At 72.0% G+C, this 21,237-nt stretch carries 20 protein-coding genes and 1 pseudogene; 12 read left to right on the top strand and 9 right to left on the bottom strand.

Features of this window, described 5'->3' with window-relative positions; genetic code table 11:
* Nucleotides 1-42: 42 nt before the first annotated feature.
* Entirely contained in the window at nt 43-1,623 is a 1,581-nt protein-coding gene (locus SROS_RS31705) for an MDR family MFS transporter (protein ID WP_012893011.1), read from the top strand.
* 340 nt (nt 1,624-1,963) lie between these two features.
* On the opposite strand, the gene ahpD is transcribed toward SROS_RS31705, so the two are convergent.
* Together ahpD and SROS_RS31715 are read right to left on the bottom strand one after the other, a co-directional pair.
* Nucleotides 1,964-2,500: an alkylhydroperoxidase, AhpD family gene (ahpD, locus tag SROS_RS31710; protein WP_012893012.1), complete on the bottom strand. Its 537-nt coding sequence runs from the start codon at nt 2,498-2,500 to the stop codon at nt 1,964-1,966.
* Nucleotides 2,497-3,048, bottom strand: coding sequence for a peroxiredoxin (locus SROS_RS31715; RefSeq protein WP_012893013.1), 552 nt, complete (start codon nt 3,046-3,048; stop codon nt 2,497-2,499). The genes ahpD and SROS_RS31715 overlap by 4 nt, the downstream gene beginning before the upstream one ends.
* 96 nt (nt 3,049-3,144) lie before the next feature.
* Here SROS_RS31715 and SROS_RS31720 point away from each other — a divergent pair, with 96 nt between their 5' ends.
* Together SROS_RS31720 and SROS_RS54575 are read left to right on the top strand one after the other, a co-directional pair.
* The gene (locus SROS_RS31720; protein WP_012893014.1) at nt 3,145-4,089 is read left to right on the top strand and encodes a hydrogen peroxide-inducible genes activator; all 945 of its coding nucleotides are present in this window, start codon (nt 3,145-3,147) and stop codon (nt 4,087-4,089) included.
* A 4-nt stretch (nt 4,090-4,093) separates the two neighbouring features.
* Nucleotides 4,094-4,249 (top strand): annotated as a pseudogene (locus tag SROS_RS54575) (pentapeptide repeat-containing protein); the annotation flags it as partial.
* 48 nt (nt 4,250-4,297) lie between these two features.
* Here the strand turns inward: SROS_RS54575 and SROS_RS31725 are convergent.
* The 5 genes from SROS_RS31725 to SROS_RS31745 form a co-directional block, all read right to left on the bottom strand.
* Nucleotides 4,298-4,795 carry an RICIN domain-containing protein gene (locus SROS_RS31725; RefSeq protein WP_012893015.1) on the bottom strand — a complete coding sequence of 166 codons (498 nt, stop codon included), beginning with the start codon at nt 4,793-4,795 and terminating at the stop codon, nt 4,298-4,300.
* Between the two features lie 281 nt (nt 4,796-5,076).
* Nucleotides 5,077-6,261 (bottom strand): pyridoxal phosphate-dependent aminotransferase, encoded by a 1,185-nt coding sequence (locus SROS_RS31730; RefSeq protein ID WP_012893016.1) that lies wholly within the window; start codon nt 6,259-6,261, stop codon nt 5,077-5,079.
* 177 nt (nt 6,262-6,438) lie between these two features.
* Nucleotides 6,439-6,822 (bottom strand): type II toxin-antitoxin system death-on-curing family toxin, encoded by a 384-nt coding sequence (locus SROS_RS31735; RefSeq protein WP_012893017.1) that lies wholly within the window; start codon nt 6,820-6,822, stop codon nt 6,439-6,441.
* Nucleotides 6,819-7,022: a FitA-like ribbon-helix-helix domain-containing protein gene (locus tag SROS_RS31740; RefSeq protein ID WP_030923635.1), complete on the bottom strand. Its 204-nt coding sequence runs from the start codon at nt 7,020-7,022 to the stop codon at nt 6,819-6,821. Before SROS_RS31740 ends, SROS_RS31735 begins: the two co-directional genes overlap by 4 nt.
* 128 nt (nt 7,023-7,150) lie before the next feature.
* Nucleotides 7,151-8,527 carry a GH1 family beta-glucosidase gene (locus SROS_RS31745; protein WP_012893019.1) on the bottom strand — a complete coding sequence of 459 codons (1,377 nt, stop codon included), beginning with the start codon at nt 8,525-8,527 and terminating at the stop codon, nt 7,151-7,153.
* A 308-nt stretch (nt 8,528-8,835) separates the two neighbouring features.
* Here SROS_RS31745 and SROS_RS31750 point away from each other — a divergent pair, with 308 nt between their 5' ends.
* From SROS_RS31750 to SROS_RS31780, 7 genes are all read left to right on the top strand, one after another.
* The gene (locus tag SROS_RS31750) at nt 8,836-9,783 is read left to right on the top strand and encodes a DUF418 domain-containing protein (protein ID WP_012893020.1); all 948 of its coding nucleotides are present in this window, start codon (nt 8,836-8,838) and stop codon (nt 9,781-9,783) included.
* Nucleotides 9,780-10,574 (top strand): carbon-nitrogen hydrolase family protein, encoded by a 795-nt coding sequence (locus tag SROS_RS31755; RefSeq protein WP_012893021.1) that lies wholly within the window; start codon nt 9,780-9,782, stop codon nt 10,572-10,574. Before SROS_RS31750 ends, SROS_RS31755 begins: the two co-directional genes overlap by 4 nt.
* A gap of 9 nt (nt 10,575-10,583) precedes the next feature.
* Complete coding sequence (locus tag SROS_RS31760; RefSeq protein ID WP_245564349.1) at nt 10,584-11,045, top strand: hypothetical protein; 462 nt, start codon at nt 10,584-10,586, stop codon at nt 11,043-11,045.
* On the top strand, nt 11,042-11,473 hold the full coding sequence (locus SROS_RS31765) for a hypothetical protein (RefSeq protein ID WP_012893022.1): 432 nt from the start codon (nt 11,042-11,044) through the stop codon (nt 11,471-11,473). Before SROS_RS31760 ends, SROS_RS31765 begins: the two co-directional genes overlap by 4 nt.
* Before the next feature lie 56 nt (nt 11,474-11,529).
* A complete protein-coding gene (locus SROS_RS31770; RefSeq protein WP_012893023.1) occupies nt 11,530-12,030 on the top strand; it encodes a SigE family RNA polymerase sigma factor in 501 nt (166 codons plus the stop codon).
* Nucleotides 12,027-13,250, top strand: coding sequence for a hypothetical protein (locus SROS_RS31775; RefSeq protein WP_012893024.1), 1,224 nt, complete (start codon nt 12,027-12,029; stop codon nt 13,248-13,250). The genes SROS_RS31770 and SROS_RS31775 overlap by 4 nt, the downstream gene beginning before the upstream one ends.
* 275 nt (nt 13,251-13,525) lie before the next feature.
* Nucleotides 13,526-15,595 carry a sensor histidine kinase gene (locus SROS_RS31780; protein WP_012893025.1) on the top strand — a complete coding sequence of 690 codons (2,070 nt, stop codon included), beginning with the start codon at nt 13,526-13,528 and terminating at the stop codon, nt 15,593-15,595.
* A 228-nt stretch (nt 15,596-15,823) separates the two neighbouring features.
* Here SROS_RS31780 and SROS_RS31785 read toward each other — a convergent pair whose 3' ends face one another.
* Nucleotides 15,824-17,317 carry a carboxyl transferase domain-containing protein gene (locus SROS_RS31785; RefSeq protein WP_043657216.1) on the bottom strand — a complete coding sequence of 498 codons (1,494 nt, stop codon included), beginning with the start codon at nt 17,315-17,317 and terminating at the stop codon, nt 15,824-15,826.
* A 40-nt stretch (nt 17,318-17,357) separates the two neighbouring features.
* Entirely contained in the window at nt 17,358-18,515 is a 1,158-nt protein-coding gene (locus tag SROS_RS31790; RefSeq protein ID WP_012893027.1) for a CaiB/BaiF CoA transferase family protein, read from the bottom strand.
* 171 nt (nt 18,516-18,686) lie between these two features.
* On the opposite strand from SROS_RS31790, the gene SROS_RS31795 reads away from it, so the two are divergent.
* Together SROS_RS31795 and SROS_RS31800 are read left to right on the top strand one after the other, a co-directional pair.
* Nucleotides 18,687-19,268 (top strand): uridine kinase family protein, encoded by a 582-nt coding sequence (locus tag SROS_RS31795; RefSeq protein ID WP_012893028.1) that lies wholly within the window; start codon nt 18,687-18,689, stop codon nt 19,266-19,268.
* 698 nt (nt 19,269-19,966) lie between these two features.
* On the top strand, nt 19,967-21,226 hold the full coding sequence (locus SROS_RS31800; RefSeq protein ID WP_043653334.1) for an aminotransferase class V-fold PLP-dependent enzyme: 1,260 nt from the start codon (nt 19,967-19,969) through the stop codon (nt 21,224-21,226).
* Nucleotides 21,227-21,237: the final 11 nt, after the last annotated feature.

A 21,237-nucleotide genomic window follows, 5' to 3' on the forward strand; every position in this document is an offset into this window, starting at 1 on the left:
TACTAACTTCACATGTATCGTACACACATTGGGGGATGCTTCATGCTGACCGAACAACAGGCCCAGGCCGAGGCCGCACCGCGCTTCACGCACAAGCAGGTGCTGGAGATCTTGGCCGGACTGATGCTCGCCATGCTGACGTCGATGATCGCGACGTCCGTGGTGGGAACCGCGCTGCCGACGATCGTGGGCACGCTCGGCGGTCAGGACCAGCTGGCCTGGGTGGCCAGCGCGACCCTGCTCACCATGACGGCCTCCACCCCGCTCTGGGGCAAGCTGTCGGACCTCTACGGCCGCAAGTTCATGTTCCAGGTCTCCCTGGTCGTCTTCGCGGTCTCCTCCATCGCCGCGGGCTTCTCCCAGGACATGGGCCAGCTCATCGCGGCCCGGGCCGTGCAGGGCATCGGCGCCGGCGGACTCGCCGCGCTGCCGCAGATCATCCTGGGCGACGTGGTCGAGCCCCGCGAGCGTGGCCGCTACTCCGGCTACATGGGTGCGGTCTTCGGCGTCTCCACCGTCGCCGGCCCGCTGCTGGGCGGATTCATCGTCGACAACATGTCCTGGCGCTGGACGTTCTGGATCTGCGTGCCGCTGGCCGTGGTCGCGTTCGTCGTCATCCAGAAGGTGCTCAAGCTGCCGCTCGTCCGCCACGACACCAAGGTCGACTGGTGGGGCGCCACCTTCATCACCGGCGGAACCACCGCGCTGATGCTGCTGCTGTCCCTGGGCGGCAAGGAGTTCGACTGGAACTCCGCGTGGACCTACGGCCTGGGCGCGCTCAGCCTGGTGATGTTCGGCCTCGCCGTCGTCGCCGAACGCCGGGCCGCCGACCCCATCCTGCCTCCGCGGCTGTTCCGCAACCACACCTTCGTGCTCACCAGCGTCGCATCCCTGCTGGTCGGCGCGGCGATGTTCGGCGCGCTGATGTTCCTCCCGCAGTACCTGCAGATCGTCAAGGGCATGAGCCCCACCGGCTCCGGCCTGATGACCCTGCCCATGGTGCTCGGCCTGCTCGTCTCCTCGATCCTGGTCGGCCGCTTCGTCAGCCAGACCGGCCGGTGGAAGATCTTCCCCGTCGCAGGCATGCTGCTGGTCGCGCTCGGCCTGTTCCTGCTCTCCCGGCTGCACGTCGACAGCTCGCTGGTGGTCGTCGGCCTCGACATCGCGGTGCTGGGCATCGGCCTCGGCGCCTCCATGCAGATCCTGATCCTGGCCGCGCAGAACGCCGTGACCCGCGCCGACCTGGCCTCCACCACCTCGGGTGTGGCCTTCTTCCGCTCCCTGGGCGGCGCGGTCGGCGTGGCGGCCTTCGGCGCCATCCTGTCCAACCGGCTCAGCGCGGAGCTGATCTCCCTGGCCAAGGCCGCCCACCTGCCCCTCACCGGCGGCGCGACCCCCAGCCTCGGCTCCCCCGACGCCATCCGCCACCTGCCCGCCCCGGTGCTGGAGGTGGTCCTGGAGGCCTTCACCCGGGCCATCCACATGGTCTTCCTGGTGGGCGTGCCCATCGCCGTCCTGGCCGCGGTGGCCACCCTGATGCTGAAGGAGATCCCGCTCCGCTCGGCCCAGACCACCCCCGCCACCCCCGCCGACCCGACCGCTCCCCCGGTCCGGGCCGAATAGGACCATCCCTCGCAGTGCCCGGGCCCGGCCCTCTCCGCCGGTCCCGGGCACTTCTGTTCCGCCCGCGGCGCCCGCGGGCCTGCGGCCGTACCTCGCGGGCGCCGCGACGGCCGGCCGGGCGGGGTGGGCGCACGCGCCCCGGAGCCACGCGGAGGAAGAGGGCCGCCCCGCGCGCCGGGGCACGACACGCGGACGGGCGGGTGTTCCGTGGAACACCCGCCCGTCGCCGGAGAGCCCGGCAGGCTCAGCACCTCAGAGACCCGGAGCCCCAAGACTCGCAGACCAGTGACTCGGAGGCTCAGACCGTGAGCAGAGCCGCCCTCGCAGACCCGTCGGAGGCTCAGACCGTGAGCAGAGCCGCCTCCGCCTCAAGCGTGGCCGCCACGGCGTTGATCGCCGCGGCGATCCGCAGGGCTTCCTGGATCTGCTCGCGGGGCATGCCCGACTGGCGCAGCACCTGCTCGTGGGACTCCAGGCAGCGGCCACAGCCGTTGATCGCCGACACCGCGAGACACCAGAGCTCGAAGTCGACCTTGTCGACACCCGGGTTGCCGATGATCGTCATGCGGAGCTTGGCCGGCATGGTGGAGTACGTCTCGTCGCCGATCAGATGGACCGACCGGTAGTAGACGTTGTTCATCGCCATGATGGCGTTGGCGCCCTTGGCCGCCTGGAAGGCCTCGTCCGACAGGTTGCCGGCCGCCTCGGCGGAGACCTCGGCGATCACGCGGGCCGACTTGGTGGCCAGCGCGCAGGCCAGGACCGCGCCCCAGAGCTGCTGGTCGGTCAGCGACGACGTCGTCACGACCGACCCCAGGTTGAGCTTGATGTCCTTGGCGTACGCCGGAAGGGCGTTCTTCAGGGCGTCGACGCTCATCCGGCCATCAGCTTCTTGTCGTCGAGGCCCTTGTCGCCCTTGTTCCAGTTACACGGGCAGAGCTCGTCCGACTGGAGCGCGTCGAGGACCCGGAGGACCTCCTTGACGTTGCGGCCGACGGAGCCCGCGGTCACCATGACGAACTGGATCTCGTTGTTGGGGTCCACGATGAAGGTGGCGCGCTGGGCGACACCGTCGGCGCCGAGGATGCCCAGCTCGGTGCAGAGCTCGCGCTTGATGTCCGACAGCATCGGGAAGGGCAGGTCGCGCAGGTCCGGGTGGTCCTTGCGCCAGGCGTGGTGGACGTACTCCGAGTCGACGGAGAAACCCAGGACCTGAGCGTCGCGGTCGGCGAACTCGCCCTCCAGACGGCCGAACTCGGCGATCTCGGTCGGGCAGACGAAGGTGAAGTCCTTCGGCCATGCGAAGTAGATCTTCCACTTGCCCTCGTAGGACTTGTGGTTGATCTCGGCGAATGCGCTGTCCGCGTCCAGGGAGACGCAGGCGGTCAGTTCGAACTCAGGGAAGCGGTCACCGACGGTGAGCAAGTCCGGATCTCCTTTGAAGAGGACGTCGTTGTCGGGGCCTACCCTGCCGCATCTAGCATTGATCAGAGAAATCGAGCAGTCGGACCAATCTGAGAGGTGTTTCCTATCAATGAGCCCACCCCCACCCTGGCTCAGCTGCGGGCATTCCTCGCGGTCGCCGATCACCTCCACTTCAGGGAGGCGGCCGTCTCGCTCCGGATGAGCCAGCCCGCTTTGTCGAGTGCGGTGTCGGCCCTGGAGGAGACTTTGCACACTCAGTTACTGGAGCGGACCACCAGGAAGGTCCTGCTCACGCCTGCGGGCGACCGGATGGCGGTGCACGCCGCGCGGGTGCTCAAGGCGGTGGAGGACCTGATGGGCGAGGTGGCCCACAGCCGGGAGCCCTTCCACGGCCCGGCACACCTGGGAGTGATCCCCACGGTGGCCCCCTACGTCCTTCCCGCGCTGCTGCCGATGTTCTCGCGACGGTTCCCGCGGCTCAAGCTGACCGTGCACGAGGCCAAGACCGAGACCATCCTGGAGGAGGTGCGCGAGGGCCGCCTCGACCTGGTGCTGCTGGCGCTGCCGACGGAGACGACCGGCCTGGTCGAGGAGCCCCTCTACGACGAGGACTTCCTGCTCGCCTTCCCCTCCGACCACCCCCTGGCGGAGGCGGACGGGCCACTGGACCGGGACGTGCTCAAGGGGCTGGACATCGTGCTGCTCAACCAGGGGCACTGCCTGCGCGAGCAGGCCATCGACGTCTGCCGCGAGGTCGGCGCCCGCGCCACCGCGGCAACCTACGCCACCAGCCTCCCCACCCTGGTCCAGCTCGTCGCCGGCGGCCTCGGCGTGACCCTGCTCCCGGAGTCGGCCGTCCCGGTGGAGACGGGCAAGCGGGTGCGGCTGGCGCTGCGCCGCTTCCAGGCCCCGGCCCCCGGCCGCACCATCGGCCTGGCCTACCGTGCGAGCTCCGCCCGAGCCCCCGAATACGCCCAGCTCGCCAGGGCCGTCCGCGGCGCGATCCGCGCCAAGCGCCTCCCGGTCCGGGTCACCTCGTGATCACATGGGGACGGCGGCCGGGCGAGGCTCCGGGGCGATCGCGCGCGTGAAGCCCCCGGGGGCCGTCCCGGTGGACGCCCCCCGGTCTCAGCCGTTCACGGGCACGGACTCCACGGGCACGGACTTCACGGGCACGGACTTCACGGGCACGGACTTCACGGGCACGGACTCCACGGGTACGGGCTCCGCGGATGCGGCGGGCGGGCGGTCAGAGGCTCCACTTCTGGTTGGACCAGCCGTTGCAGTCCCACAGCTGCACCTTCGTGCCGTTCGACCCGATGGTGTTGAGATCGGCGTCGAGACAGCGGCCGTTGTGCATGCTGTAGATCGTGTGGCTGACCGCATCGTAGATCCACTTCTGGTTGGACCAGCCGTTGCAGTCCCACAGCTGCACCTTCGTGCCGTTCGGCCCGATGGTGTTGAGATCGGCGTCGAGACAGCGGCCGTTCCTCTTGCTGCGGATCGTGTGGCTGCGCACGTCGTAGGTCCACGCCTGGTTGGGCCAGCCGTTGCAGTTCCACAGCTGCACCTTCGTGCCGTTCGGCCCGATGGTGTTGAGGTCGGCGTCGAGGCAGCGCCAGTTGTGGTGGGTGCGGATGGGTCCCGTGGCAGCGGTCGCCGAGGCGCTCGCCGGGCCGGAGACGAGCATCGCGCAGCCGAGCGCGACCGCCGTCATGGGCGCCAGGATCCTGAACTTTCGTCGCATCGCTCTCCCTATACGAGGTACGGAACGGAGAGCGGCGGGCGTCACCGAGGATGAACCCGCCTCCACCTCGGCGCGCCCCACCGTCGCACGGCTCTCGTGAGCACATGCGACAATCACTCTCCGTGGCGGAAGATACACGGAAAGAGATTGTTTTCAGGTGGCGACACGACGGCCGGCGCCTGGCGGGACACCGGTGGTCACACCGGTCCAGGGCAGCGGTGACGGCGTAGGACCGGCCGGGCTCCCGTGCGCGGGCAGGCGCGAGGAGGTCCGGGGCCCGGTCAGGCGGGGGCGGTGCCGGCCTCTCCGAGCCTGGTCAGGCGGCTCACGGCCTCGTCGATGACCTCGTCCTTCTTGCAGAAGGCGAAGCGGACGAAGTGGCTGCCGCGCTCGGGATGGGCGTAGAAGACCTGGGTGGGGATGGCGACCACACCCGCCAGGGAGGGCAGCTCGCGGGTGAGGGCGAGACCGTCGGTGAAGCCGAGGGGGCGGATGTCGGTCTGGACGAAGTAGGTGCCGGCCGGGCGGTAGACCTCGAAGCCCGCCGCGGAGAGCCCGGCCGTCAGGCGGTCGCGCTTGGCCTGCAGGTCGGCCCGGAGCGAGGAGACCCAGCCGAGCTCGTGGCGCAGGCCGTGGGCGACGGCGAGCTGCCAGGGTGCGGCGGCGGTGAAGGTGAGGAACTGCTTGACGGTCTGGACGGCGCGGACGAGCTCGGGCGGGGCGCAGACCCAGCCGGTCTTCCAGCCGGTCACCGAGAAGGTCTTGCCCGCCGAGGAGATCATCACGGTGCGCTCGCGCATGCCGGGGAGGGTGGCCAGGGGGATGTGCTCGACACCGTCGAAGGTGAGGTGCTCGTAGACCTCGTCGGTGAGGGCGATCAGGTCGTGCTCGTGGCACAGGAGGGCGATCTCCTCCAGCTCGGCGCGGGTGAGGACCGTGCCGGTGGGGTTGTGCGGGGAGTTGACCAGGATCGCCCTGGTGCGCGGGCCGACGGCGGCGCGCAGCTCCGCGGGGTCGAAGGTGAAGCGGCCCTCGACCGGGCGCAAGGTGACCGGCCGGAGCACGGCTCCGGCCAGGGCGACGGAGGCGGCGTAGGAGTCGTAGTACGGCTCGAAGGCGATCACCTCGTCGCCGGGACCGCACAGCGCCAGGATCGCGGCCGCGACGGCCTCGGTGGCCCCGACCGTGACGAGGATCTCGCCGTCGGGGTCGTAGGCCAGGCCGTAGTGGTCCTTGCGGTGCTCGGAGACGGCCTGGCGCAGCTCGGGGACGCCGGGGCCGGGCGGATACTGGTTGAAGCCGTCGCGGATCGCCGTCACCGCCCGCTCGAGCATCGCCGCCGGCCCGTCGGTGTCGGGGAAGCCCTGCCCCAGGTTGATCGAGCCGGTCCGTACGGCGAGCGCCGACATCTCAGCGAAGATCGTTGTGCCGAACTCGCGCATCCGCGCCACCAGAGGATCGCTCACGTGCCCCAGAGTAACCGGCACGCCGTCCGGCGATCGACGCCGATCGCCGGCACGCCCCCGACGCCTCCGCCCGGCCCCCACGGTCACGGTCGCGGCGATGCGCGGCATCGCTCGCGCCGGCCGCTCAGAGCCGGGAGCGACCACCACGGGCCTGTCCGGATGGTGCCGCGATCCGATCTAGAGGGGTACGGCGAAGCCCCGGAGCGCTTCGGCGATCTCATCCACCTCGGTCAGCTTGCCCGACGCGACGGCGATGACGAAATCGTAGGCCTCATCCTCGTCGGCGGGTTCGATCGTGACACCGTTCTTGGCGCAGAAGACGTACATCGTGAGCCACGCCGCCCGCTTGTTGCCGTCGACGAACGGATGGCTGGAAATGATCGAATGGAACAGCGCCGCGGCCTTGGTGACCAGGTCCGGATAGGCGTCCCGCCCGAACACCGACGTCCGGGGACGGAACAGTGCCGCTTCCAGGAGGCCCAGGTCACGCACCTGGATCGGCCCGCCGACGGCCGCTCGTGCGATCCGGAGGCCCTGTTCCAAGGTGATGAACAGCGTCACTCGCCAAGCCTTCTCAGGAGATCGGCGAACCGCTCGGCCCCCCGCGCGGCGAGGTCGTCGGTGAGGTCGTCGTCGGCGACCCTGGCGAGATAGTCGTCGATGGCGTGCAACGCGACCTGCTGCATGCTCCGCCCTTCTCTCTCCGCACGCCGCCGGAGGGCTTCGGTCTGCTCGTCGGAGAGCCGCAACGTCATAGCCATACCTCCCATCGTAGGCGAATGTGGTATCACTGTGATACCACAACCGAGAGAGTACGACCCACTACCCAGAGTTGCAACCCGCTTTACCCAACTCCCGTAGTGCTCGCTGAACGGCGGCGCGGGTGGTCTCACATGTGGCCGCCGATGAAGTCGCGGTACCAGTGATAGCTGGCCTTGGGCGTGCGGGCCTGGGTGGCGTAGTCGACGTGCACGAGGCCGAACCGGGCGTCGTAGCCCCTGGCCCATTCGAAGTTGTCGAGCAGCGACCAGCAGAAGTAGCCGCGCACGTCCACCCCCTCGGCGATGGCCTCGGCCGTGGCGGCCAGGTGCTCCCGCAGGTAGTCGACACGGCCGGTGTCGTCGGTCTCGCCCCGGTCGCCGTACCCGTTCTCGGTGATGAAGACCGGAGGCAGGCCCGGGTGGCGCGCGGCGAGCCCGGTGAGGGTGTCCCGCAGGCCGCGCGGCTCGATCCGCCAGCCGAGCCCGCTGGTCGGCGGCCCGTCCGGCGCCACCGTGCGCACGCCGATGTCGAAGGCCGAGCGCAAGGCCGGGTCGGGCTGGGTGTACGGCGCGGCGGCGGCGTGGATCGGGTAGTAGTAGTTCACCCCGAGGAAGTCCAGCGGCGCCGAGACGAGCGCGAGGTCGCCGTCCCGGCGGAAGGAGAAGTCGCTGATCTCGCCGTAGACCTCGGACATGTCCTCGGGGTAGGCGGCGCCGAGCAGCGGCTCGGTGAACTGCCGGTTGACCATCAGGTCCATCCGGCGGGCGGCGGCCGCGTCCTCGGCCGACGGGCCGGCGGGCACGCTCGGCGACATGTTGAGCGTGACGCCGACCTGCTCGCCCTGCCGGGCGCGCTCGCGGAGCCGGCCGGCGGCCAGGCCGTGCCCGACGAGCAGGTGGTGCGCCGCGGCCAGGGCTCCGTGCCCCTCGCGGGCACCCGGCGCGTGCCGGCCCTCGGCGTACCCGACGATCGAGGAACAGTACGGCTCGTTCAGCGTGATCCAGTACGGCACGCCGTCCAGCGCCTCGTGGACGGCCGCGGCGTAGTCGGCGAAGCGCTCGGCGGTGTCGCGCACCCGCCACCCACCGCGCTCCTCCAGCGCCTGGGGCAGGTCCCAGTGGTAGAGGGTGACGAACGGCACGATGTCATGTCCGTGGAGCGCGTCGACCAGGCGGCGGTAGAAGTCGAGGCCTCGGCGGTCGGCGCGGCCGTCCCCCTCGGGGAACACCCGCGGCCACGCCACCGACAGCCGGTAGGCGCCGACGCCGAGGCCGGCCAGGAGTGCCACGTCCTCGGGCCAGCGCCGGTAGTGATCGCAGGCGGGGGCGCCGGACTCCCCCGCCGCCACCGCTCCCGGGGTCCGGGAGAAGACGTCCCAGATCGACGGGCCGCGGCCGTCCTCGTCGACGGCTCCCTCGATCTGGTAGGCGGAGGTCGCCGTCCCCCAGACGAAACCGGCGGGGAAGGCGCCGGCTCCGGGGTCGCGCTCTTCGGTCGCGGTCATCTCCTGGTCGCTCCTGACATGGTTCCTCGCGCGCCGGTGCGGCGTGCCGGTGGCGACAGTCTCCCGCGCGTCCACCGATCCCGAGGTGGTGACGGCCGAGACCCGTGACGCCGGCCGGCGTGCCGCCCCCGCCCGGCGTGCCGCCCACCGGGCCGGTCCTCCGGGGGCGACCGCACCGCCGGACGTCGCGACCGGCGCGCCGGTCGGCCGGCACTCCGGCCCGAACCCGGTCAACCGCCCCGGAGGACTTACCTTTTGGCAGGGGTTGTGTGTACGGGGTGTGTTGTGGGGTGGTACGTCTATTCCCTGTGACCCGAAGGCTTCATGAGCTGGACGCGCTCCGCGGCTTCGCGGTGTGCGGGATCATGCTGGTCAACACCTGGCAGCACACCCGCGAGCAGCTCGGCGCCCCGGACCGGAACGCGGTCGACTGGGCGATCGACAACCTCCTGCAGAGCAGGTTCTATCCGATCTTCTCGTTCCTGTTCGGGCTGAGCTTCGTCCTCTTCCTACGGTCCGCGGCCGAGCGGACGGACCACCCCCGGGTGGTGCTGCTGCGCAGGCTCGCGGTGCTGGCGTGCTTCGGCCTGGTCCACCAGCTCGTGAACCCGGGCGAGGTGCTCCTGCCGTACGCGATCTTCGGGGTGCTGGTCCTGCTGCCCGCCTCCTTCCTCCCCCGCCCGGCGGTGCCGGTGCTGGGGCTGGCCGTCACCGCCTGGGCGGTGCACGAGGGGGGCGGGATGAAGCTCATCCCGGGACTGTTCCTGCTGGGCATGGCCGTGATGGAGTACCCGCCGCCCGAGTGGCTGCTGCCCCCCTCCTTCGCGGTCAGCGCCGTGCTCGCGGTGGGGCTCGGCTACCTGTGGATCCGCACCCTCGACGACCCCGGCCTCTTCTACCGGGGCACCTACCCGGCCGCCGGGCTGGCCGCCGCGGTGGCCTACTGCACCGGGCTGCTGCTGCTCCTGCGGTCCCGGCCACGCGACGCGCTGCTGGCGGTCCTGGCCCCGCTCGGCCGGATGGCGCTGACGAACTACCTGGTCAGCACCGCGGTCATCCTGCTGGCGCTGCCGCTGCTCACCGCCGACCCGACCCGGATCGCCGGCGTGCTGCTGTCCGCCGGCGTGCTGGCGCTCCAGGTCGTCCTCAGCCGGAAGTGGCTGGCCAGGTTCAGGTACGGCCCGCTGGAATGGCTGTGGCGCCGCCTGACGTGGATGGAGGCGGCGCCGAACCGCCGGATAGGGTCGAACGCGTGACACGCATCGCCCTGTGCCAGATCCCGGTCTCCGAGGAGCCCGCCGCCAACCTGCGCAGCGCCCGGGAGGCGCTGGAGCGGGCCGCCACCGACGGCGCCGACCTGGCGATCTTCCCCGAGGCCACGCTCACCCGGTACGGCAGGCGGATCACCGACCTGGCCGAGCCGCTGGACGGTCCCTTCGTCACCGGCCTGGCCGAATCCGCCAGGGCCCACGGCCTGGCCGTGATCGCCGGAGTGTTCGAGCCGGGAGAGGGGCGGGTCCACAACACCGCGGTGGCCATCGGCCCCGGAGGCGGGATCGAGGCCGCCTACCGGAAGATCCACCTGTTCGACTCCTTCGGCGCCCGCGAGTCCGAGCTGGTCGCGCCGGGCGGCACCCCGGTCGTGGTGGAGCTGGCCGGACTCCGGGTCGGCCTGGTCACCTGCTACGACATCCGGTTCCCGGAGCTGACCCGGGCCCTGGTCGACCAGGGGGCCGACCTGTTCGCGGTGATCGCCGCGTGGGGGTCGGGTCCGATGAAGGAGGAGCACTGGGTCACCCTGGTCCGGGCCCGCGCGATCGAGAACACCACCTGGGTGGCCGCGGTGGGCCAGGCGCCGAACCCGGAGGCCCGCGACGGCTTCGGGATCGGCCGGAGCATGCTGGTCGATCCGATGGGCGTGGTCCGCTCCGACCTGGGCCCCACGCCCTCCGTGCGGACCTGCGAGCTGGACCCGCAGATCACGATTGCCACCCGGAATGCCCTACCGTGCCTGGAACACCGGCGACTGCCTCTCGGCAGATCGTAAAATGCGACCGTGAGTGAGCCACCTGGGCGTAGAACGCAGATGCAGAAGGTCATTCCGCCCCGGCTGCTCGTGCCCTATCTGGCCGGCAGGCGGACGGTGATCTCCGGATATGTCTACCGAGTGCAGGACTGTGCCCGGCTGACCACCCCCGCCGAGCTGTTCGTCGGGCTCGACCTGGGCTTCGACGGCTCGGAGCTGACGGTCTCGGTCCCGGAGATCTATCTCATGCGCTGGTTCGCCCGCGACATGGACAGCTACGTCGTGCCGTACGGCCCGCACATGGGCGGCGACTGGAACGATTCACCGCCGTTCGCCGGGAACGGCTTCACGACCTCGCGCGAGCACGTCGTACCGCAGTTCCACACCACGCCGATGCCGATCCCGGCGGGCGCGGAGATCATCCACGTGACCGCCGACGAGGAACGCCTCTTCGGCCTCTACGACGGACTGAGCTGGAGGCCGGCCTCATGAGCCCCGAGATCGAGCCGGTGGCCTCCGGCTTCGTCGCCCACTACGCCGACCGGACCTACGCGGCCGCGCTCGGCCCCGGCGGCGACGAGGTCGTGCTGTTCAACGAGGAGGCCCGGGAGGGCTTCGAGGCCGCCTCCGGCTACTGGCGGACGGTGGTCGCCCGGGAGGACCTCGACTGGCTGGTGCTGGTCCGCACGGTCGGCGCGTTCGGCGGCGAGCCGTGCCTCATCCTCGACGTCTCGGAGGAGAACGGCGAGGAGAGCCTGCACATCGCCTACACCGGGCACAGCGGGATGAAAGCCGAGGCGCTGGGCTACTGGATGGTCGACCACGGCGCCTACGAGGTCGTCGTCCCCCGTGACGAGGTCTTCTCCCTCCGGATCGAGCGCCTTCCGGTCCCCGCGGACCCCTCGCGATCGGAGCCCTAGGGCGGGCGGACCGGTGGGGCCTGTCAACCGGCGGGCCCCGCAGGTGTCTCGACAATGTGATCGACCTTTCCGTCTCCACTCCTCCCTCGTTCGCCGAGCTGTTCGCGGCGCACCATCTGTCGATGGTGCGGCTGGCCGGGCTGCTCGGCGCCGACGACCCGGAGGACATAGCCCAGGAGGCGTTCGCCCGCCTCCACGCACGGTGGGCGCGGCTGCGCGACGGCGGAGCGGCCGTCGCCTATGTGCGGTCCACCGTGTGCAACCTGACCCGCAACCGGCTGCGCCATCTGCGGCTGGTACGGCTGCGCCCGCTCGACCCCCCACCGGCCGCGCACAGCAGCGAGCACGTGGTCATCGTCGCCGAGAAGCACCGGGAGCTGCTGTCCGCCGTCGACCGCCTCCCCCGCCGCCAGCGCGAGGCCCTCGTCCTGCGCTACTGGCTGGACCTGTCCGAACGGGAGATCGCCGACGCGATGGGCGTCTCCCCCGGCTCCGTCAAGACACACACGAGCCGGGGCCTGTCCGCCCTCGGCAGGGCCCTCCGGGAGGAATCGTGAACGACCTCGAAGAGCGCCTGCGCGCCGCGCTCGACGCCCGCGCCGGCACCTACACCGCGGCTCCCGACGCCTACCCGAGAGTCCAGGCCCGCGGCCGCCGGGTACGGCGGCACCGCTGGATCGCCCTGGTCCCCGTCGCCGCCGCTGCGACCGCGATCGTATTGGCCGTGAACCTCGGCGGCAGCGGCGGAGACGGTGTCGCCACCGGCGTCGTCGACGGGCCCCGCGACATCTACGAGCAGGTCTCGGTCGAGAACCCGCCGGTCGGCGAGCCCGTGACGATCGACGACGCGCCCGAGGAACGGCAGACGCGGGTGTGGTTCACCGAGAAGACGGCCGCGGACGGCAGCACCTTCCACGCCTTCTGCCAGGTCACCCAGGACCTGTACGGCGGGGGCACGGGCGGCTGCGGCCAGGAGTCCGTGCCCCGGTCGTCCGGCGCACAGGCCTGGTACGAAGGTGGAACCGCTTCGAACTGGCCGCGTCCCCGGATCGCGCTGAGCTACGGCGCGGCCCGCGACGGGGTCGCGAAGGTCGAGGCCGTGACCAAGGACGGCGCGAGGATACCCGGCACGGTCCACCGGCCCGAGGGCGCACCGCTCGCGGTATGGACCGTCGCCTTCCCGTCGAAGGCGGGGGTGATCCGTTTCGAGTTCTCCGACGTCCGCGGAAAGGTCGTGCAACGGGTGAAACCGGAGGTCTTTCCAGAGGACACGCACGCCGCCGAACCCATCGGCCCCGGCCAGGACATGCCCGGGGGGCTGACCGCCCGCCTCTACGCCGAACCGGACCGCACCGTGGTCTGGTCACACGGTGACGAGGAGGTGGGACTGAACCTCCTGGAGTCCCGCCTGTTGCTGACCGACGTGGCGGGGAAGAAACTCCCGGTGGAGTTGCAGATCCGCCACGGCTTCTGGTTCGGCATCTCCCGCCCCGGCACCGCCCGCGTCTCCGTGGTCTTCAAGGACGGCACGTCGACCAGCGCCGACACGGTCCCCGACCCATGGGGAGGCGCCGCCGTGCTGTTCTCCGGCACCTATCCGCCCTCCGGCGCCTCACCGGGCCGCCCCTCCGGCGACCCTCGCGCCGAGGGCTACCAGATCGTCGGCTACGACGCGGCGGGGGCCGAGACATGGCGTGAGGACAGGCCCGGCCGCCAGCCGGCATGGCAGGCCTCTCCGCCCGGTCCGTCTCAGCCCACCCCGGGTCAGACCCGCTGAGTCAGCCCACCCCGAGCCGCCGGTAGCGGGCCAGGCGGGCGGTGAGACGGTCCGCGGGGGCCCGCCTCGGCGTGTCCTGCCATGCCGGGGCACGCCGGCGCTCCCACGGCCGCCTCACCGTCCGTCGACCGGCGGGAGGCGTTCGCCCGGATGTCCCGCTCCCGAGTTCCCCGTTGGTAACGGCCCTGCCACGATGGCGGTAAATCGCGGCTTTTATGCCATTCCGCAGGCACGCTAGGGTCAGGCGGGGACGGGAGCCGGAAAGCGGGGGCGGGATGGCGTGGGCAGCCCGGGCGGTCGCCGTCATCCTGGCCGTGGTGTCTCCGGTGCTCGTGGGCGCGGCCATGCTGATCTTCGCGGGGCTTCCGGAGGAGTGGCGGCTGCCGGTGACGGTCACGCCGCTGACGGCGGCGGGGGTGACCTTTCCCGTGGTCGGCGCGTTCCTCATCGCGCATCGGCCTCGCCTCAAGCTGGCGTGGCTGATGTGCGTGGGCGGGATCGGCGGCGCCGTCTACGACTTCTGCCAGGCGACGGCGCTGGCGTCCGCGGAACGCGGGGATCTCGCACTGGCGGGGCTCCTGAGGTTCCCGGCGCAGGTGGGCTGGGCAGCGTGCACGCTCGCGCTGGAGATACTGCTGCCGCTGTACTCCCCGGACGGCAGGTTACCCTCGCGGCGCTGGCGGGCGGTGGTGCTGCTGGGTGTGGTGTCCGTCGGTGCCGAGGTCGCGCGCAAGTCCGTGCGGCCCGATCCGCCGCTCGAGGACTACCCGTTTCCGGCCGTCATCCCCAACCCGCTGCAGATCCCCGCTCTGGCGCCGTACGACTCGGCGATAGGGGTGCTGATCTGGACGGGGATCCTCGTGGCGATCCCGCTGGCGGCGCTGTCCCTGCTGCCGCGTTTTCGCCGGGCGGGCCCGGTGGGCAGGCGGCAGATCGGCTGGCCGCTGTCGGCGTTCGCCGCGTACATCGTGTTCATGCTCGTGGGCGTGGTCGCGCCGGAGCTGTACTGGCTGTCGATCCTCTGGGCGGCGCTCGTCCCCGTCGCGATGGTGTTCTCGGTGATGCGCTACCGGCTGTACGGCATCGACACCATCATCAGCCGGACCTTCGTCGCCGCGGGGCTGCTGGGCGTGGTCGGCGGGGTCTACTTCGGCGTGGCCGCGCTGTCGAGCCTGATGGTGTCCGGGTTCGACCAGATCGCCGGGCTCGCCGCCGCCCTGTTCACTGGCGCGTTCTTCCAGCCGTTGCGCCGGATGCTGCAACGGGTCATCGACCGCCTGCTCTACGGCCCGGTCGGCGACCCACGTGTGCTCGCCGAGCGGCTGGTCCAGGAGGTGCGCCGGGGAGATCCGGCGCAAGCGCTGGCGTCGGTGATCGGCGTGCTGCGCGAGGGCCTGGCGGTACAGGGGGTCGCGGTGGAGGTGACCGGCGGCGAGCCGGGGCCGCAGGTCAGCGTGGCAAGCACGGTCAGCGGGCAGGTCGGCGACTCCCCGCGCGAGGTTCCGCTGGTCTGGCACGGCGAGCGGGTGGGGCGGCTGCTGGTCGGCCCGCCCACCCCGCGCCGCTTCCCCGCGGCACACGACGAGCGGGTGCTGGCCACGTTGGTCCCGTACGCGGCCGACGTCGCGCACGCGCTGCGGATGGCGGCCGACCTGCAGCGCTCCCGGGAGCGCATCCTGACCGCCCGGGAGGAGGAGCGGCGGCGGCTCCGCCGCGACCTGCACGACGGCCTGGGCCAGACGCTCAGCGGGATGGCCATGGCCGTCAACATGGCCCGCCTCAGCCTGAAGACCTCCCCGGAGGCGGCGGACGGGCTGCTGCGCGAGTTGCGTTCCGGCATGGACGCGGTCACGGGCGACATCCGGCAGCTCGTCTACGGCCTGCGCCCGCCCGTCCTGGACGATCTGGGCCTGGCCGCCGCCGTACAGGCGCTGGCCGGGCCGGCCCACCCCGGAGGCCCCGCCACGGAGGTGAGCGCCGAGGGCGACCTGGCCGACCTGTCCGCCGCCGTCGAGGTGGCCGTCTACCGGATCACGCAGGAGGCGCTGACCAACGTCCGGCGGCACGCGCGCGCCACTCGCGTCCGTGTCGAGCTGCGCCGCGAGCCCGAGGCGCTGCGCCTGCTGATCGCCGACGACGGCGTGGGCCTGCCGCCGGAGCGCCGCCTGGGCGTCGGTCTGACCTCCATGCGCGAGCGCACCGCGGAGCTGGGCGGAATCTGCCTCATCAACGGCGAGCCTGGGGCGGGCACCACGGTGGAGGTGACGCTCCCCGTTCCCGCGGCCGGCGCGCCGGCGGTAGGACAGCCCCGGACGGCTCCCGCCGGCAGGCGATCGGCCCCCTGAATCCGGAGATCACGAAGATCACGGGGGTTTCCCCGCGGCGCCCCCGAAAACCACCATGATCGTTCTCAACGCCGACGGCTGTCCGCCCGTTTCTCATGGGAAGCCGTCCTGGGCGAGGTCGTCGTAGACGCCCTGCCATCCGGACCCGGGCGGGAGACCCCCGCACCGCCGAATGGAGGAGGCGCGACAGGCAGCCGGGAGCCGACGCGATCCTCGCCGGCCACCCCCCTAGACGCCGAGCCGCCGGTAGCGGGCCAGGCGGGCGGTGAGGCGGTCCGCGGGGGGCCGTCCCAGCAGGCCGGCGATCTCGTATTCGAGGGCGCCGGCCACCCGGCGGCAGAAGGCCTCGGGCTCGTAGGCGGCGTCGGGGAGCTCCGGGATGATCCGGTCCACGATGCCGTCGCGCCGCAGGTCGGTGGATTTCACACCCTGCGCGGCGGCGATCTCCGGGGCGAAGTCCACGCTCCGGTACAGCAGCGCCGAGGACCCCTCCGGGGGCAGCGGGGACAGCCAGCCGTGCTGGGCGCAGAGCACCCGGTCGGCGGGGAGCAGCGCCAGGGCCGCGCCGCCGGCCCCCTCGCCGAGCAGCAGGCAGACGGTCGGGGCGTCGAGCACCACCAGGTCGGCCAGGGACCGGGCGATCTCCGCGGCCAGGCCCCCCTCCTCGGCCGCCTTGGACAGCGCGGCCCCGGAGGTGTCGATCACGGTGACCAGCGGCAGGCCCAGCTCGGAGGCCAGGCGCATGCCCCGCCGCGCGACCCGGAGCCCGGCCGGGCCGAGCGGGGCCACGACGCGCTGGCGGCTGCGGTCCTGGCCGAGCACGACGGCGGGAGCCGCGCCGAAGCGGGCCAGGGCGAGGAGCATGCCGGGGTCGTTCTCGCCCTCACCGGTGCCGTTGAGTGGGGTGACGTCGGAGGCGCCGAGCTTGAGCAGCGCCCGCACGCCGGGGCGGTCGTCCCGGCGTGAGCGGCTGATCGCGTCCCACGCCTCGATCGGCTGGACGCGCTCGTCCGGCTCGGGTCCGCTCTCCAGCCCCTCGCGCGGAGCGCACAGGACGGCGAGCGCCCGGATCGCGATGCGCCGCGCGTCCTCGGCGGAGACGACCGCGTCGACCAGGCCGTGGGCGAAGAGGTTCTCGGAGACCTGCACGCCCTCAGGGAACGGGTAGCCGTGCAGCGACTCGAACACCCTCGGCCCGAGGAACCCGATCAGCGCGCCCGGCTCGGCGGCGGTGACGTGCCCCAGCGAGCCCCAGGAGGCGAAGACCCCTCCGGTGGTGGGGTGGCGGAGATAGACGACGTACGGCAGGCCGGCAGCGCGGTGCGCGACCACCGCGGCGGTGATCTTCACCATCTGGGCGAAGGCCAGCGCGCCCTCCTGCATCCGGGTGCCCCCGGAGGCGGGGGCGGCCAGCAGCGGCAGCCCCTCGGCCGTGGCCCGCTCGACCGCGGCGGTCAGCCGCTCGGCGGCGGCCACCCCGATCGACCCGGCCAGGAAGGAGAACTCGCAGACGACGACCGCGACCCGGCGCCCGCCGAGCAGGCCCTCCCCGGAGATCACCGATTCGTCGTATCCGGTCCTGGCGCGGGCCTTGGCCAGCTCCTCGGCGTAGTCCGACCCCGGCGCGGCCGGATCGGCGGGCGTCTCGTCCCACGACCGCCACGTCCCCGGATCGAGGACGGTGCCGATCAGCGTGCGGGCGTCGGGCCGGGTGAGGCTCATCCCCTGCCCCCGCGCGGCGGGACCCGCGTGGGACGCGCTCTCATCCTTCACGTTCCTCCAGCCACGCCAGGATCTCCTCGTTGTGCTGGCCCAGGGTGGGCGGGGCTCCGTGGCGGACGGGGGGCTCACCGTCGAAGCGGAGCGGCGGGCCGGGCAGCTCGATGGCGCCGAGCACGGGGTGGTCCACCTCGACGAGCAGCCCCTGGGAGCGGGTCTGCTCCCAGGCGTAGACCTCGTCGATGGACCGGATCGACCCGGCGGGCACGCCGATCTCGCCGAGCGCGGCCAGCCAGTGGGCGCGGTCGTGCTTGGCGAGCGCCTGCTCCATGTCGGCGATCAGCTCGTCGCGGTGCGCGAACCTCTCCCTGTTCGTCGCGTATCTCGGGATGCCGGGATCGACGCCCAGCAGGGCGGCCACCTTCCGCCACTGCGTGTCGTTCGCCGCCGCGATCTGGATCATGCCGTCGGCGCAGCGGAACGCGCCGTAGGGGGCGATGGAGGCGTGGTGGTTGCCGTTGGCCCTGGGCACCTGGCCGCCGACCGTCCAGGCCGTGCCGTGATAGGAGTGCACGCCGGTCACGGCGGCCAGCAGCGAGGTCCGCACGACCTTGCCCCGGCCGGTCCGCTCGCGCTCGTAGAGGGCGGCGACCACGCCGTAGGCGCCGTGGATGCCGCCGAGCAGGTCGGCGATCGAGGCACCCACGCGGTAGGGCTCGTCGGCGGAGGGCCCGGTGAGGCTCATCAGCCCGGCCTCGCCCTGGGCTATCTGGTCGTAGCCCGGCCGCTCTCCCTCGGGACCGTCGTGGCCGAACCCGGTGATCGACAGGACGACCAGGCGCGGGTTGAGCTCGTGCAGCCGCTCGACGGGGAAGCCCAGCCGGCCGAGGACTCCGGCGCGGAAGTTCTCGATCAGCACGTCGCTCTGCCGTACCAGGCGCTCGATCAGGGCCTTGCCCTCGGCGGACTTGAGGTCCACGGTGATCGACTGTTTGTTGCGGTTGGCCGCGAGGAAGTAGGTGGAGATGTCGCCGTCGGGGCCGACGAACGGCGGCCCCCAGCCCCGGGACTCGTCGCCTCCGCCGGGATGCTCCACCTTGATCACTCGGGCGCCCAGGTCGCCGAGCATCTGCGCGGCGTGCGGTCCCGCCAGCGCGCGCGAGAGGTCGAGAACGACGATGTCGCCGAGGGCTCCGGGCATGATCAACCTCCTGTGGTGGTCGCCGAGCCTAGTCGAATCGGAGCGGGAAAGGCATTCATCCCGACGCCGGCCAGCCTGCCAGGCGGCCCGCGCCGCTCCGCATCCAGGTCCGGCACGCGAGGATCCTCCCAGGCGGAAGCTTCCGGCCCGGGGTGCTGCCAGCATGGACGGGTGGCTCTCATTGTCTCCTTCGAGGAACTCGCCGGCGCGATCCGGGAACTGCCGCCGTCGTGCGGGCCTGTCCGTGTCGTCGCGGTGGACGGTCCGGGCGGGTCGGGCAAGACGACCTTCGCCGGCCGGCTGGCGGCGGCGCTGGACGCCCAGGTGATCCACAGTGACGACTTCCCCGTCCCGTGGGACGAGCCGCCCGTGGCATGGTTCGAGCGGGTGGAGGAGCAGGTGCTCGGCCCGCTGGCGGCGGGGAGAGCGGGAGGATACCGGCGCTACGACTGGGTCCGCGGCGTCTTCGCCGACTGGGTGGACGTGCCGGTCGCGCCGGTGCTGATCCTCGAAGGGGTCAGCACCGCCCGGCGCACGACCCCGGCCGCCCTCACCGTCTGGGTGGAGGCGCCCGGAGAGCTCCGCCTGGCCCGCGCCCTGGCCAGGGACGGCGCCGCCTACGCGGCGCAGTGGCGGGACTGGGCACGCGCCGAGGAGAAGTGGTTCGCCGCCGACGGCACCCGTGCCCGCGCCGACCTCCTCCTCGACGGCGCCACGGTCCCGGGCGAGTTCGTCAGGATCCAGCCGTCCTGAGCAGGTCCGTCATGCCCTGGCCGTACTCCCCTCTCCCCTGGCCGTACTCCCCTCTCGCCGCACAACGGTCGGATCCGCCTGACCACCGCGCGGGTCCGCCCTTCCGGCGGCCCCACGCCCCCTCTCCGCCGTAGGCGTTCAGGCGCTGATGAGCAGTTCGGACAAGCCCTTGGCCATCATGCATGTAATGTGATATTTCACATTACATGCATGATGGCGCGCTCCTCGCCCGTTTCACCGCCGCCGGGCGACTCTCCTCGAGCCTTGGCCGTCTCCCCCGACGGCATGGCGGTCGAGCTCGGCTTCCTCCGCCGCACCCTCCCCCGCCGAGGAGTCGGAACGCGGCAGGTCGCCGCCGCCCCGACGGGCGCCGGGCCGGGCACGACCGACTGCGGGCCGCGGGGTGATCCCGGTGCCGGTACGGATGACCTCGGCGGTCAGGGCTCAGGCGTCCGGGGCACGGCTCCGGTGGGGGTCGGACCTTGCCGACGCGCAGTGAGCTTCTCATCGTGATTGACCATGAACCAACAGAACCACACAACATATTCAAACACAACGGATGGTGCCGGTTAAGCGATCATGCTTCCACCCCGTTATCAAACCTTGCTCCACGACGTCCTCTTTTAGGTGATATGAACGTTCAAACACATCCGCCCCTCAAGCCGCCGGAGGCTTCCGCAGTGCCGTCAGCGCTGGATATGAACGTTCAAATCAAGAGCTACCTGGCCAGGTTCAGCGAGCCTCCGGGCTACCTCGACTTCGCCAGGATCGGGCCCACCTCGCACGACGTCACCACGACGCTCATCGAGGCAGCCCGGCTCCTCCGGGGCGACTCGTCCATCGCGCTGGCCGAGCTCCAACTGCAGGCGGCCCAGGCACGGGCCGGCGCGGCGCGGCTGCTGCGCGCCGCCGAGCACGAGGTGGCCTTCGTCTCCTCCACCAGCCACGGCCTGTTCGCGGCCGCCGCGGCCCTCCAGTGCCCGTCCCCGGATCACGGCTCCGCCGAGGGGGAGGGCGTCGTACTCGTCCCCCGGGGGGAGTTCCCCTCGAACGTCTACCCCTGGCTGCGGTTCGAGGGGCGCGGTGGGCTCCGGGTGCGCTGGATCGACTCGCCCCGGATCACCCCGGACGTCGTCGCCACGCACCTGGACGGCGACGTGCGGGCGCTCTCGATCAGCGCCGTGGACGCCCTCACCGGCTACCGCGCCCCGCTGGGCGCGCTGAAGGAGCTCCTCGGCCCGGACCGGGTGCTGGTGGTGGACGCGATCCAAGGCCTGGGCGCGGTCCCGGTCGAGGTCGACGCTGCCGACCTGCTGGTCTGCGGCGGCCAGAAGTGGCTGCGCGCCGGCTGGGGAGCGGGCCTGCTCCTGGTCCGCGACCGGGTGAACGACCGGCTCATCCCCGGCCTCGGCGGCTGGTCCGGGGTCCAGGACCCGTTCGGCACCGACGAGGACGTCCCCGTCCCGGACAGCCCCTCCCGTGGTCTCGCCTCCACCGACGATCTCGGGCGCGGCCCGGCGGGCGGGGGCGGGGCAGCCCACGCAGGCAGGACTGTCATGCATCCCCGCCCGCCGTTGCGCGGGGCGATCGCCCACACGCTGACCAATCCGGACTATCCCGCCGTGGCCGCGCTCGGCGTCGCGATCGATCTGGTCCTTGGCGTGGGGGTCGCGGAGATCGGCCGCCGGGTCGCCGAGACCCTGGGAACCCTGCTCGACACGGCCCGCAGCGCCGGAGCGAAGGTCCTGCTGGACGATCTGGACGCCGCCGAGCGCGGCGGCATCGGCTGCTTCCGCCTCCCCGGCCTTGAGCCTGCGGCCACGCACGCGGCGCTGGCCGGAGCCGGGCTCGTCACCACCCTCCGCGGCGGCTGGATCCGCCTGTCCCCTCACGCCACCACGCCCCCCGAGACCGTCCAGCGCCTGGCCTTCGCCCTGCGCGCCCCACTGACTCTCTGACCTCTTCCACC

The organism is Streptosporangium roseum DSM 43021, from assembly GCF_000024865.1.
Classification (GTDB): Bacteria; Actinomycetota; Actinomycetes; order Streptosporangiales; family Streptosporangiaceae; genus Streptosporangium; species Streptosporangium roseum.